Source organism: Hoylesella timonensis 4401737 = DSM 22865 = JCM 15640 (assembly GCF_000455445.1).
Taxonomy (GTDB): domain Bacteria; phylum Bacteroidota; class Bacteroidia; order Bacteroidales; family Bacteroidaceae; genus Prevotella; species Prevotella timonensis.
Genome location: NZ_HG417096.1, coordinates 65,170 through 78,183 on the forward strand (window position 1 = coordinate 65,170; position 13,014 = coordinate 78,183).

Genomic DNA, 13,014 nt, shown 5'->3' on the forward strand with positions numbered 1-13,014 from the left:
AGAAAGGATGAATTGCGAGGTGGTAGGTTGTAGAATCCACCTTATATGATTTCGCTTTCCTCTATCATCTTTGCTAAACTCTCTTCCCAATAAGGTATTTCAATATCGTAAGTTGTTTTTATTTCCGTTTTGTCCAACACACTGTAATGTGGACGTTTGGCAGCTGTTGGATAGTCTGCTGTGTGTAATGGCTTTACGTGACACGTGGTAATGTCTGCCAACCGATGAATGGCTTTTGTGAAATCATACCAACTAATGACACCTTCGTTGGAATAGTGGTAAGTACCAGGAACAATGCCCTTCTTGATGATTGTCATGATAGCTTGAGCCAAATCTCCTGCATAGGTCGGTGTTCCAATTTGATCGAAGATAACGCCCAGCTCCGATTTTTCCTTGCCTAACTTAATCATGGTTTTTACAAAGTTATGGCCATGAACGGAGTAGAGCCATGCTGTTCGAATGATGACATGCTTAGGACAAATCTGCCTAACAGCTACTTCGCCTGCTAATTTTGTTGCGCCATACACACTGTTGGGGCATGGGGTATCGGTTTCTGTATAGGGAGTATGTTGCGTTCCGTCAAATACATAATCTGTACTGATTTGTATTATCCACCCTTTTCTTTTGGCTATGGCTGCTGCCAAATAAGCGGGAGCTTCAGCGTTTAGTGCAGTAGCTAATTGTTTATTTTCCTCCGCTTTGTCGACTGCGGTATAGGCTGCACAGTTCACGATTCCGTCTATTTCGTGAGTAGTCACAAACTCTTCAATGGCTTTTTGGTCGGTGATATCCAACTCCTCTACGTCTGTATTCCACCATTGGTGTTCTTTTATTTGCTTTTCAAGCCGTTGCATCTCGCGTCCCAATTGTCCGTTGCAACCTGTGATAAGTATATTCATAAATTACTCCTCCTCAAATTGAATTCCTTGATTCTTGTCTTTGATATAATAATCGGACAGCATCCCGATGAAGGTGGTTATTTCTTCAATGGCATGGACTGTTTCTGGTGTTATCTCTTTGTGTTGTAAACGTAGAAGCATGACACCGTATAGCGCATTTAGGCACACTAATATTTCATGCTGGTCCTTTGCTCCTTTTTGTCGTAATTCGACAATGAACGGCAGTACCTTATAATATTCTGAGTTGTAAAAAGGAAAGTTCGTGCTTTGAAGTAGCTGACTGTGTAAGTCAATCAAATCTTGTAGAATGATTTCGTTAATTTGGAGATGACCTTTTTCTCGTTTCCCCTCTTCGTTCATCATTCTAATCAAATTGCCATACCAATCAGTCATTTCATCTTTCTGTTCGTCAGAATAGTCAAATTGAGAGATATATTCTCTTCGGATTCGAGCCAATGAGCAGTCGTAGGCTCTTATGAGATCCTCTATTTGCCACATATACAAAAGATATTCGGCAATGTTCTTTTTGCGTAATTGTTGAGATATATACACGTTGTATGAAGTTTTTTAGTATTCCAATTCGTCGCCCCTGTCTTACGTAGATGTACACTCCTTTAACAGGAATGTTTTGAATCGCAAGTGTTGCTAATAATGTACCGTATACAAATTGAAAACAGTACCGATGAGAATCACCAATGAACACAGGATAACAATGGTTCCAATGATTTTATTGATGATGATGATGCCGTTCGTATCGAACCTCCCTCGTATTTTATCTATTAGCCAAGTCAGCCCATACCACCATAATACGGCACCACCAAAGATTCCAAGATACCCACTACACATCTCAATAGGGTGGTTAGGCACCACGAAGTTAAATTGCGCAAACATGGCGATAAGCAATAAAATGATGAGTGGATTCAGAAATGTAAGCCAAAATGCCGTAATGCCATTGTAGGTATATGTGCCTTTTTTCGTGCCACTAACGTGCATGTGGTTCGTTGGGTTATTCCTAAAACTATAAATCCCAAATAGCAGTAATAACAGACTTCCTGATATTTGTAAGATAAACATATTCTTCGGATTGGTAATCAAGTCTAAGACGAAACTCATTCCAAGCCCCGTTAAAAGTGCATAGATAATATCGGAACAAGCCGCCCCTACACCTGTAACAAATCCGTACCATCGTCCTTTATTCAGGGTTCGTTGGATGCACAGAACACCCACGGGTCCCATTAGTCCAGATGCAATCACTCCAATGATTACTCCTTTCCATATCTGGTCAATGATATCAATATGAAATTCAAACGGCATACGGTATGCAAAATTGCAAAAATTATGCGATATGGACAAATTTATAGATTAAAACTTTGGTTGAAGTTATATTTTTAATAACTTTGCGTAATCGATTTGTTCAATTCATGAAGCGTTGATGTGTATTTAGTAAATTATTTCTATTTGAATGTTATCAAACTGGAGACTTTTAAGGAGTATTATTGACGCTTCTGCTTGTGGACGAAAGAATCCATTAATACGTTAACTTCTAAATTAAAACAATATCTAAAATGAAATCATTATCTAAATTAAAGCCGTATGTTATCGGTTTGGACTTAGGCGGAACAAACTCCGTTTTTGGTATAGTAGATAGTCGTGGAGACATTAAGGCTACGACTTCAATTAAGACACAAGGTTATGACGATGTAAATGATTATGTAGCAGCTTCCGTAGAGGCTTTGCAGCTCATCATCGACCAAGTGGGCGGTATTGATACTATCAAGGCTATGGGTATTGGTGCTCCCAATGGTAACTATTATAATGGTACTATTGAGTTTGCGCCTAATTTGAGCTGGGGACATAATGGGGTAGTACCTTTGGCGAAGATGTTTTCCGAGAAATTAGGCATTCCTGTAGCTTTGACCAACGATGCCAATGCTGCTGCCATTGGCGAAATGACCTATGGTGTGGCTCGTGGTATGAAGAATTTTATCGTGATTACTTTGGGTACAGGAGTAGGTTCTGGAATTGTTGTCAATGGGCAGCTTGTTTATGGAAGCGATGGCTTTGCAGGAGAGTTAGGACACGTAGTGGTACGTCGTGAGGAAGGACGTTCTTGTGGCTGTGGACGTAACGGTTGTCTTGAGGCGTATTGCTCGGCAACAGGCGTTGCTCGAACAGCTCGTGAATTGTTAGAAACCACCGAAGAACCTTCTTTGTTGCGCGAGATGATATTGGAAGATATTACTTCTTTAGATGTGAGCATCGCAGCAGAAAAAGGAGACAAGCTCGCACAGCATGTTTATCAGACTACTGGAGAGATGTTAGGCGAGGCTTGTGCTAATTTTGCCGCATTCAGTTCTCCAGAGGCATTCATCTTCTTTGGTGGACTTACCAAGGCAGGCGATTTGCTCATGAAGCCGCTCAAAGAAAGCTATGATAAAAATGTGTTGAAGATTTATAAGGATAAGGCAAAATTCTTAATCAGTGGCTTAGACGGTTCTTCAGCAGCAGTACTCGGTGCGAGTGCTATTGGTTGGGAAATATAACATTCTCGTCACATCGCTATTGTTAGATACTTCTTCCTCTTTTTAATTCATATACCTGTATTAAGACTGAGATGCGCTCTCAATAATTGGTATGAACGAAAGGAATAAAAAGGAAGCTTGACTTAAACCGTATCAAGGGGTGCGCTGCTTGGCGTAGCCCCTTTTTTCTTGATCTCGTCATTGCATTGTCCAGTACAAATGACAATGTTGACGATTAGGAACTTGCATTTTTTTTCTTATTGCAAGTTTAATCCTAATAACTCTCTTTGCATTGTTTTGAAATTGTATGACTTTATTGCTTGTAAAAGAATTCTTTTTGTTATAATGCAGGTTATCGGCAATATTCAATATAAATCTGTTATCGGCTGCATATTTGAAGTTAGCCATTACCATCCCTTGATTTGAAAGAATATGCCGATGTTTATGCCTATGCTACTGATAATCTTGTTAGTGTATGTTTTTTGTTTGTCATTATAGATTTTAAGAAGGATATTCTCAATCGTGATAGAAGTCATGAGTCCGATGTGGGATGACAAGTGGAGTTTTATGCCGATGCTCGGCGACATCAATAGATTGAAATCTGTATTTTTGAGGGTTGTAGAATATTTCGTGTTTGTATCTATATTGCCCTTCCTAATGATACCAAAAGAACCCAATTGGACGTTGACGAAGGGTGCCCATTGTGTATTGGTGAAAAAGAATGTACTGCTGACAAACACTGGCACAATCGCCAATCTGTATTGGCTGTGATAATTGTAGCCAATGCCAGCTCCGATACTCCATTGTTCGTTGATGAACCTTTCGTGCTGGTAGTTCATGCTGAAGGTGTCGTCTCCATACTTGCCTGTTCCTTTGGTGACAGTTGTGTTGACAACATTGAGACATCCCTCCCTTTCATCAAATGATGATTGTGCATGGATGTGGGTAGTAGAAAGAGTCAACAAGAGTGCTATGATGACAGTTCCTGTTTTGCACAGTTGTCTATTTGACCTGTTGATGCTTGTGGTAGCCATTATTTTGGGTACTACTTGTCGATATATCTTTTCAAGATGTCCTGATAGTTCTCAATCCGTCGGTCTCGTAAGAATGGCCACCAGCGCCGTACTTGTTCGCTATGGTCGAGATCGATGTCTATCACCACGCTTTCTTCATCGTCATCGCACGCCTGATAATACAATTCTCCTTGTGGACCAGCCACGAAAGAACTGCCCCAAAAGTCAATGCCATTGGTTTGTCCAGAAGGGTCGTCTTCGTGTCCAACTCGATTTACAGTGATCACTGGCAGTCCATTGGCTACTGCATGCCCTCGCTGAACGGTCATCCATGCGTTACGTTGTCGCTGTTGCTCATCTTCGTCATCGCTACTTTCGTAACCAATGGCTGTGGGATAGATGAGGAGTTGCGCTCCTTGTAATGCCATGAGTCGGGCTGCCTCTGGATACCATTGATCCCAACATACCAATACACCTAAGCGTCCTACGGAGGTGTCAATAGGGTGGAAACCTAAATCTCCAGGTGTGAAATAAAACTTTTCATAGTAAGCGGGGTCGTCAGGTATGTGCATCTTGCGGTATTTACCAGCGATAGTTCCGTCTTTCTCAATCACTACAGCCGTGTTGTGATACAGGCCAGGAGCTCGTTTCTCAAACAAGGAGGTAACGATGACGACACCTAATTGTTGGGCGAGCTTGCCATAATACTCGGTTGATGGACCGGGTATCGGTTCTGCCAAATCGAAGTTGTTTACATCTTCCACCTGACAGAAGTAGAGCGAGTTGTGCAACTCTTGCAGCACGATAAGTTGTGCGCCACGCTGCGCCAAGTCGGTGATATTCTCGGCTATTTTCTTTTTGTTATCGTCTACACATTTTGTGTTCCGCAATTGTAGTATTCCTATTCTTATTTCGTTCATTTTTTAGTTTTTAAGTTTATGAGTTTATGAGTTTTTTAGTTGACAAGTTTACGAGTTCATGAGTTTTTTAGTTGACAAGTTTACGAGTTCACGAGTTGATAGCTTTGCCAATCATAAAGTTCAAAGCTCAATATTCAAAGTTCAAAGTTATCGGTTGTTGCATGGTGAGACAGTGAAGCGAGCCATGCTGTTTAATCACGGTTGTGGCATCTATAGGAATGATGTCGCAGTGGGGGAAGGCTGTCCCAATGATGTCGAGTGCTTGCTCATCCAGTTCGTCTTGTTGATAGGTAGGAACTATCACCGCCCCATTAATGACAACGAAGTTGGCGTAAGTGGCTGGCAGACGCTCACCTTGGTAGTGGATGGCTTTGGGCATGGGAAGTCTCAGTAGCCGATAAGGCTTTCCATCAATCGTTCGGAAAGTTTTCAACTGTTGTTCCATTTTTTTGAAGTCGTTGTATTGCACGTCCTCCTCGTCATTGGTACCTATATATAATAAGGTGTCATTTGGGGCAAAGCGCACGGTGGTGTCTATGTGTCCATCCGTATCATCACCCACCAGCTTTCCATGGTCTATCCACAAAATGCGGTCGGCGTGCAATCTGTCGAGCAACGTTCGTTCTATTTCTTGCTGTGTCAGCGGTTGGTTTCTGTTTGGAGCGAGCAAGCAGAGACTGGTGGTCAGGATAGTTCCCTTGCCGTCGCTTTCTATGGAACCGCCCTCCAAGACAAAGTCGTTGTAATCTACATATTCGCCTTTTACAGCGTTTTGCGCTACAAGCTGCCTGTTGATACGATTGTCCTTGGAAGCTTCAAACTTGTTTCCCCAACCGTTAAATTGGAAATCTAAGAGTAGGGGAGCAGCCTTGTCGTCTTTGGACAGTAAGGTGATGAAACCATGGTCGCGAGCCCATGTGTCGTTGAGAGGACATTCTACGAACCTAATTCGTTGGCATTCCTGTGCCGTGAAGTGACGTTTCGTCGCTGCCACATCCTGTGTGACAATGAGCACCTCCTGATATCTTGCAATCACCCTTGCCAGTTGTATTTCGGTGTCAATGATGTCTTGCAAATAGGGTTGCCAATCGGTATGGGCATGTGGCCATGTCAATTGCACGGCTTTTTGCGGCTCCCATTCAGCTGGCAGGTAGTATTTTACGTCTTGTAAATCCATTTACAAATAAACTATGCTTTTAATAATTGTTACAAATATACATGAAAAAAATGAGTTGTGGTGCGATTTCTTCAAAAACCTATGTTTGGTGCATTATATTTTTACGAATACTCATACCGAAAAGAATTGTCTTTTTTAATATTATTATTTGGTAGAGATATACGTTGTTTTTGTCCTATCATTTTACCAAAAATCGACCATCTAAAATCTGCGAAATAGAAAAAATCAATAGGTAAACGACATGCAAAAATGGGCTGATTTTATCAAAAACGATGCCTTTTCAAGTTGAAACATTGATTTTACGGTCTTGGAAACACGCATTAGAGGTGTTATTCACATGCTTCAGCCGGCTTAAAGCATGCAAATAGTAAGCTTATCTTAATGCTTCAATCGGCAAGAAATGGTAAAAAGACGAATGAAAAGAGAAAACTTAAACGTAATGATCTCAATAACAATGGATTATGAAAGTCGCTCATTTCTCGCGTATTTGCGACCAACTTTGGCGTTGGTTGTTTTCACGCGAGTTATGAGAGGCACTTTGTAAAGAAAATTCAGCATTTTATTTCCTTCCAAGCAGCGTACCTCCAATTCTTCACACAGATATTCACACAGAAAAGAAACATTCATATCGTTTTTGTAAGTTAGTTGACAATCAGTTTATTTTTTTTGTGTAAATTTGCCAATGTATGATAGAAATCAAGGATGCCACCATTACCGTAGCAGGAAAGACGCTGCTCGAGGATTGTTCTTTTATGGCAAGAGAAGGACAAATAACAGCTATTGTGGGATGTAAGAGTGAGGCATTGACTGCCTTGGTACACGCCTTTTTGGGCTTTCTTCCTTTGAATAAGGGGTATGTATCCATAGACGGTGAAGAAATAATACCACTCTCTGCATCTTTTTTTAGGCAGAAGATAGCGTATGTTCCTGTAAATTTCGCCTTTGAAAACATGCAGGTATCCGAACTCTTGTGCACGCTCATGGGTAATTCTCTGTCAATGATGAAAGAGCAGAAGAAAGCACTTTGGAAAGAATGGGAAGCTTTAGCCATTGAGAGAAGTTGTTATGATGCAGTATGGGAGTCTCTCCCTGCTGATGTCCAGCAACGCATCGTACTATCGGTGGCAGGAATGTTAGACCGAAAAATGATTCTTATGAATCAGCCAACTTTGTATCAAACAGAGGAAAGTCTGAAGATTGTTACCACGTATATAAAAAGTTTGAGGTCAGAAGATAGCGTCGTATGTTTCACTACCATGGACGAGGAGAGTGCTCAGGTGGCTGATGTAATAGTAAAATTAACAAAGTAAAGAAATGGAAATCACGTTCATGCAATATGTGTGGGGATTTTTGCTGTTGCTTATCCCGTGTTATGTGCTGTATCTATATCATTCTACCTTACTCACAAAGACAGTGAGAGCCACCGTTAGGATGATGGGGCTACTCCTTGTCTTAGGATTTCTGCTGTATGAAGTGATGGCACTGAACCAGTGGGGCATAACCCTTTTGTTCGCTTTGCTCATGGTGACGATAGGTGCGATACTCACGATGAGACGTGCTAAATTACCTATTCGGCAGTTGTTTGTACCCGTAATGGCTGGTACGCTCACAGGCGTCTTGGTAGTTGGGCTTTATGTTTTGTGGCTTGTCGTGGGTGTAAGAAATCCATTGGAAGTTCGTTTCCTTATTCCTGTTGTCGGTTTGTTGACGGGGCATTTGATACAAGTGAACAGTCAGGCATTGCACATTTATTTCATGGGCTTGCGTCATCACAGCCAGCTCTACCATTATCTATTAGGGAATGGCATGAAGCATTCTCAGGCTCTTGGCTATCTGTTTCGACGCACCATAGAGCGAGCAGCACTTCCTAATATCTCCACTATGGGGCGGATGTTAATAGGTGTATCTCCTATTGTTTTATGGAGTATGATGTTAGCAGGCGCAGGCGTTTTTACTGCCTTAGCTTTCCAGTTGGTGTTGTTGATAGCCATGTTTAGTGCTTCGATGATTTCTGTCATTGTTACGGTGATGGTGTCACGCAGATATTTGTTGGATGATTATCATCAATTGAAGGGCGATAAGCCACATCAACAAGCAGAATGAACTGTTTTGTTTAAAGATGCGTGTAGTTTTTGTGATAGTTCCTTGTCCGTAACTGTCCTACGTTATCAATCATTGTCTCTTCGTAGAGAATTGGTTCAAAGAAAAAAATAGAACCAAAAAGACATTGGTAAAATTACAAAAGAGATAAATGACAGAATAGAAAATAAAGTTAAACAATGCCTTGGGAGTTGCATAATTGAGCTAAAAGCAGTATCTTTGCAGCATCTAATCGAATAATAGCGTGAAGATAAAAGAAGTGGTGAGTGCCCTTGAACGATTCGCGCCTTTGCCCTTGCAAGCAGATTTTGATAACGCTGGGTTGCAAGTTGGACTGACAGAGGCGGAACTATCAGGGGCTTTATTGTGTTTAGACGTGACCGAACCGATTGTTGATGAAGCAATTCGGCTTGGCTGTAATTTAATTGTAGCACACCATCCGTTGATATTCAGAAAGCTGTCGTGCATCTCCAACCAAAACTATGTGCAGCGTACTGTCATGAAGGCAATACAGAACCACATCACAATAGTGGCGATGCATACCAATATGGATAGTGCTAAGGGTGGCGTAAACTATAAAATAGCCGAAAAGTTGGGGTTGCAAAATTTGTCTTTTATAGGCAAAGAGCAAATAGTTGACGGTGTTACAGGAGGTGAGGGGGTTGTTGGAACCTTTGCTGAAGGACTGGCAGCCGATGATTTCATCTCTCTACTGAAACGTGTCTTTGAGGTCGAATGTGTACAGGCGAACCAACTATTGCGTCGCCCCATCAAGCGTGTTGCGCTTTGTGGAGGCTCTGGTGCATTTTTGTTGAGTGAGGCTCTACAAGCAGGAGCTGATGCGTTTGTAACAGGCGAAATGAGTTATCACGACTTCTTTGACATGGAGCAGCGCATTCAATTAGCAGTAATTGGTCATTATCAAAGTGAACAGTTCACGAGTGAGATTTTTAAGGAGATTATTCAAAAAGAGTTTCCAGAAGCACATTGCTGTATATCCAGTATCAACACGAATCCCATTATCTATTTCTAAAACCAAAATGTCATTGTGGAAGAAGAAATGTAGTGGTATATTTTGAATTACATAGTATCAATTATTCAATAACAACAATAAAACATGGCAAAAAAAGATCCTACAGACTTATCGGTAGAAGAGAAGTTGAAAACTCTCTATGAATTGCAAACAACCCTCTCGTCTATTGATGAGAAGCGTGCTTTGCGTGGTGAGTTGCCTTTAGAAGTCCAGGACTTAGAGGACGAGACAGAAGGTTTGACTACTCGTATGGAAAAAATTCAGACTGAAATAGATGAATTTAAGAAGGCTATATCTCAAAAAAAGGCTGATATTGCCAATGCGGAATCGAGTGTAGAGCGCTACAAGAAACAACTCGATGAGGTGAAGAACAACCGTGAGTACGACACGCTGACCAAGGAAATAGAGTTTCAGAGTCTTGAAATAGAACTCTGTAACAAGAAAATTAAGGAAGCACTCATAAAGATAGAGGAAAAAGAAGCCGACTTAAAAGAAGCCGAAGCACTGCTTAGTGATAGAAAGGTTGCGCTGAAAGAGAAGAAAGGTGAGCTGGATGAAATCATGCAAGAAACTCGTGATGAGGAAGAGGAACTGAAGGAAAAAGCCAAAGGTTTAGAAGTGACGATAGAGCCTCGTTTGCTTTCCAGCTTTAAGCGTATTCGTAAAAATGCACGTAACGGATTGGGAATTGTCTATGTACAGCGAGATGCTTGCGGTGGCTGCTTTAACAAAATACCACCTCAGCGGCAGTTGGATATCAAGATGCACAAGAAAGTGATTGTGTGTGAGTACTGTGGCCGTATTATGATTGACCCCGAATTAGCTGGTGTTGAGGTAGAAAAAACAGCGGTTGAAGAAAAGCCGAAGCGCAAGCGTAGCATTAGGAAGACAACAAAAAAAGCTGATGAAGCTTAGCCAAATGCTATAAAGGTGGTGGAGGAGTACACTCGTCAAGGTTCGCTAATATGCAAGCTTCGACAACTTCTCCCACTCAATATAAAACCAAGGAAAAGGTGGACAGCTTTATCTGACAGTGTTCTGTCATTCGTTTGGTAAAGCAAAGGCATCTTTTCCTTGGTTTATTTTGTGCCGATTTATCAACAGAACTTATACAGTGACACCGATTGATATGGGCAAAATTTTGTTTGTAGATGGCACCTTATTTGCAAATATCTATGAGGTAAATTACAGTTTATAATCCTCTTGCCTTATAGATTTTATCTTTTGCATTGTTTATTTCTTGAAATTTCTTTTGCGCAGCCTTGCGAACATCGTCCCCTAAAGTGGAAACTTTGTCAGGATGATGCTTCAGAGCCATTTGTCGATACGCATTCTTTACCTCTTCATTGGAGGCAGAAGGAGAGACGCCCAACACACGGTAAGCAGCTTCCAGACTGGAAGAACTGTCTTTGAGGTTGAGCATTGAGTCTACATCGGTGGCAGAAAGTCCCAAATTGATGGCAACTTCTTTGAGCACATTGATTTCCTCGGTTACAACATGACCATCAACTTGTGCCATGATGACCAAGAAATTGAGCAGTTGTAGACGCTCTGGGTAAGCCATTTGGCTACGTATTTCGAAGCATGCCTGTTGGATAGTGGATTGGAATCGTTGCCACCCCATTTGCTTTTGTTGTTCAAAAAGTTTCAGAACAATGTCCTCTCCTTGCTTTACAGCGATAGCTCCAAAGTTCTGACGTAGGAAGTTTCGTAGTAATTCCATTTCAGAGTGCATCACCTTTCCGTCAGCTCGAATGATATAGGAGGCTAGTGCTAAAAACGAAAAGAGGAAAGAATTGCGTTGGCGTTCTGCTTGCACGCGCTGCCATTGGCTACCTCGTTGGTTGGCGTGAGACTGTGTTTGTCCATGCTCACGATTTTGATAAGGTTCGTTAACGGCATCTATTTCATTGTCAAAAAGCCATCCTAAAGCGAACCCCGCCAAAGCTCCGAGAGCACCACCTTGTAAAAATCCAAGTAGTCCGCCAATCCATTTTCCTGTTGCCATATATCTGTTGTATAATGTGTTTTTAGTTTTGTCTTCATAGCTGAATGTGTTTCATTCAGCCATATGAGTTAGTAGCCCTTCTTGAAACGTTTTTTAGAAAGCACAAATTCGTTGTTGGTGATCTCTTCCAAGTCAAGCGATTGATAGGAAATGTGATTATTTTTCTGCCCAACTTCACACAAAAATCCTATTCGTCCGTCCTTTTGAGCTATCATAGTGGAATAAGATGAAGGTCCAGGATGAACCAACATCCCTCTTTTCCAATGGGATGCAAACTCGAGAGCTGATAGGTGTTTCTTTCCAATTTCTTTGTAAAAGATGCCCACGTTTGTACGTTGTGGTCCAAAAGGTACCGATTGAAGAGCTAAATATGTTTCCTGACCATCAGATTTACGCACGACTGGTAAAACCAATATTTCCCCGTTGCATTGGTTCTTGATATGAGCCATATCGGGTGTTGTTTGTCGGCTGTCCCAATGACCTTCACCTTTTTTGATATTGGTAAAGGTAAAGATGTTGAACATTCTGCCTTCTGCTCTTGAGCTTAGAATAAGACTACCATCAGGAAGCTCTTCACATTTCACTTCATCACCATCTTTGCAGGGAGATTCGTCGATATTACCAAGAACTTTCCACTGATACCCAAAGTCATCGCTATAAACAATGAAATTGCCCGAGAGCGTGCAAAGACCTGAGTACAAGCGATAATATTTTCCTACTTTGACGTATCTGCTTTGATGAATTCTGCCTGAGGTAAAGAACAAAGACTGAATTGGACCTTGCTTGCGACCATCAAATAGTCGATAAATCTGCTCTGTAATCTCGTGTCCTTTGTCCCAAGTCTTTCCATTGTCATTACTGCGAAACACTGCCACTCTGTTAGGATTGTCACGCTTGCCCTGAAAGTAAACCGTTTTGCCCGCTACGCAAACAGCCAACACCTCGCTGTTGGTGCGATTGGCTACCAAACCACAATCGCCAAAAGCGTAATCCCACTGAATGCGATTTTCATCACCATGTCCGTCAGCAAGTTTGGTAATGGGTGACCAAGTATTGCCATTATTTTTACTGATGCGGTACACTAAGTCCACAGCACCGTAACCAATATCAGAACCACAATAGCGGAAATCAGAAACAGCAATCAAGTTTCCATTTCTGCATTGAGCAATGGCAGGAATGCGATATGGGATTTCGTTGGCTGAATCTGTTTCAAAAAGCAGTTGTTGGTGATGCTGGTTGTTTGAGGCTTGTACAACAAGACCAGTTATAAGTAACCATAAAAAAGATATCAATCTAAAAATTTTCATAAGTAGTGGTGTTTTTTTGTTATATAATAAAATCA

General features: G+C 41.4%; 13 protein-coding genes. 5 read left to right on the top strand and 8 right to left on the bottom strand.

Annotated elements, in window-relative coordinates; translation table 11 throughout:
- Positions 1-41: 41 nt before the first annotated feature.
- From rfbD to BN35_RS07840, 3 genes are all read right to left on the bottom strand, one after another.
- Complete coding sequence (gene rfbD, locus BN35_RS07830; RefSeq protein ID WP_025071610.1) at positions 42-899, bottom strand: dTDP-4-dehydrorhamnose reductase; 858 nt, start codon at positions 897-899, stop codon at positions 42-44.
- Between the two features lie 3 nt (positions 900-902).
- Positions 903-1,451: a DUF4924 family protein gene (locus tag BN35_RS07835; RefSeq protein WP_008123298.1), complete on the bottom strand. Its 549-nt coding sequence runs from the start codon at positions 1,449-1,451 to the stop codon at positions 903-905.
- A gap of 93 nt (positions 1,452-1,544) precedes the next feature.
- On the bottom strand, positions 1,545-2,213 hold the full coding sequence (locus BN35_RS07840) for a LysE family translocator (RefSeq protein WP_025071611.1): 669 nt from the start codon (positions 2,211-2,213) through the stop codon (positions 1,545-1,547).
- 251 nt (positions 2,214-2,464) lie between these two features.
- Between BN35_RS07840 and BN35_RS07845 the strand changes: the two genes are divergently transcribed.
- Entirely contained in the window at positions 2,465-3,442 is a 978-nt protein-coding gene (locus BN35_RS07845; protein WP_028900787.1) for an ROK family protein, read from the top strand.
- Between the two features lie 386 nt (positions 3,443-3,828).
- Here the strand turns inward: BN35_RS07845 and BN35_RS07855 are convergent, their stop codons facing one another.
- The 3 genes from BN35_RS07855 to BN35_RS07865 form a co-directional block, all read right to left on the bottom strand.
- Positions 3,829-4,455, bottom strand: a complete 627-nt coding sequence (locus BN35_RS07855; protein ID WP_025071613.1) for a hypothetical protein — start codon at positions 4,453-4,455, stop codon at positions 3,829-3,831.
- Positions 4,456-4,466: 11 nt separating this feature from the next.
- A complete protein-coding gene (locus tag BN35_RS07860; RefSeq protein WP_025071614.1) occupies positions 4,467-5,354 on the bottom strand; it encodes a carbon-nitrogen hydrolase in 888 nt (295 codons plus the stop codon).
- Positions 5,355-5,481: 127 nt separating this feature from the next.
- Positions 5,482-6,531, bottom strand: a complete 1,050-nt coding sequence (locus tag BN35_RS07865; protein ID WP_025071615.1) for an agmatine deiminase family protein — start codon at positions 6,529-6,531, stop codon at positions 5,482-5,484.
- A gap of 686 nt (positions 6,532-7,217) precedes the next feature.
- Between BN35_RS07865 and BN35_RS07870 the strand changes: the two genes are divergently transcribed.
- The 4 genes from BN35_RS07870 (at position 7,218) to BN35_RS07885 (ending at position 10,579) form a co-directional block, all read left to right on the top strand.
- A complete protein-coding gene (locus tag BN35_RS07870) occupies positions 7,218-7,841 on the top strand; it encodes an ATP-binding cassette domain-containing protein (protein WP_028900786.1) in 624 nt (207 codons plus the stop codon).
- Between the two features lie 4 nt (positions 7,842-7,845).
- Complete coding sequence (locus BN35_RS07875) at positions 7,846-8,634, top strand: ABC transporter permease (protein WP_025071617.1); 789 nt, start codon at positions 7,846-7,848, stop codon at positions 8,632-8,634.
- Between the two features lie 241 nt (positions 8,635-8,875).
- Complete coding sequence (locus BN35_RS07880) at positions 8,876-9,664, top strand: Nif3-like dinuclear metal center hexameric protein (RefSeq protein ID WP_025071618.1); 789 nt, start codon at positions 8,876-8,878, stop codon at positions 9,662-9,664.
- 84 nt (positions 9,665-9,748) lie between these two features.
- A complete protein-coding gene (locus BN35_RS07885; protein WP_028900785.1) occupies positions 9,749-10,579 on the top strand; it encodes a zinc ribbon domain-containing protein in 831 nt (276 codons plus the stop codon).
- Between the two features lie 277 nt (positions 10,580-10,856).
- Here BN35_RS07885 and BN35_RS07890 read toward each other — a convergent pair whose 3' ends face one another.
- Both BN35_RS07890 and BN35_RS07895 read right to left on the bottom strand, forming a co-directional pair.
- Positions 10,857-11,672 (bottom strand): DnaJ domain-containing protein, encoded by an 816-nt coding sequence (locus BN35_RS07890; protein WP_028900784.1) that lies wholly within the window; start codon positions 11,670-11,672, stop codon positions 10,857-10,859.
- Positions 11,673-11,740: 68 nt separating this feature from the next.
- Entirely contained in the window at positions 11,741-12,979 is a 1,239-nt protein-coding gene (locus tag BN35_RS07895; protein WP_025071619.1) for a sialidase family protein, read from the bottom strand.
- Between the last annotated feature and the right edge of the window lie 35 nt (positions 12,980-13,014).

What these genes read in the sequence shown, in the direction of transcription:
- BN35_RS07875 (WP_025071617.1), top strand. Translation starts at nt 7,846, where the DNA reads ATGGAAATCACGTTCATGCAATATGTGTGGGGATTTTTGCTGTTGCTT.
- BN35_RS07855 (WP_025071613.1), bottom strand. Translation starts at nt 4,455, where the DNA reads ATGGCTACCACAAGCATCAACAGGTCAAATAGACAACTGTGCAAAACA.
- BN35_RS07890 (WP_028900784.1), bottom strand. Translation starts at nt 11,672, where the DNA reads ATGGCAACAGGAAAATGGATTGGCGGACTACTTGGATTTTTACAAGGT.
- BN35_RS07860 (WP_025071614.1), bottom strand. Translation starts at nt 5,354, where the DNA reads ATGAACGAAATAAGAATAGGAATACTACAATTGCGGAACACAAAATGT.
- BN35_RS07895 (WP_025071619.1), bottom strand. Translation starts at nt 12,979, where the DNA reads ATGAAAATTTTTAGATTGATATCTTTTTTATGGTTACTTATAACTGGT.
- BN35_RS07845 (WP_028900787.1), top strand. Translation starts at nt 2,465, where the DNA reads ATGAAATCATTATCTAAATTAAAGCCGTATGTTATCGGTTTGGACTTA.
- BN35_RS07870 (WP_028900786.1), top strand. Translation starts at nt 7,218, where the DNA reads ATGATAGAAATCAAGGATGCCACCATTACCGTAGCAGGAAAGACGCTG.
- BN35_RS07840 (WP_025071611.1), bottom strand. Translation starts at nt 2,213, where the DNA reads ATGCCGTTTGAATTTCATATTGATATCATTGACCAGATATGGAAAGGA.
- BN35_RS07885 (WP_028900785.1), top strand. Translation starts at nt 9,749, where the DNA reads ATGGCAAAAAAAGATCCTACAGACTTATCGGTAGAAGAGAAGTTGAAA.
- BN35_RS07865 (WP_025071615.1), bottom strand. Translation starts at nt 6,531, where the DNA reads ATGGATTTACAAGACGTAAAATACTACCTGCCAGCTGAATGGGAGCCG.
- rfbD (WP_025071610.1), bottom strand. Translation starts at nt 899, where the DNA reads ATGAATATACTTATCACAGGTTGCAACGGACAATTGGGACGCGAGATG.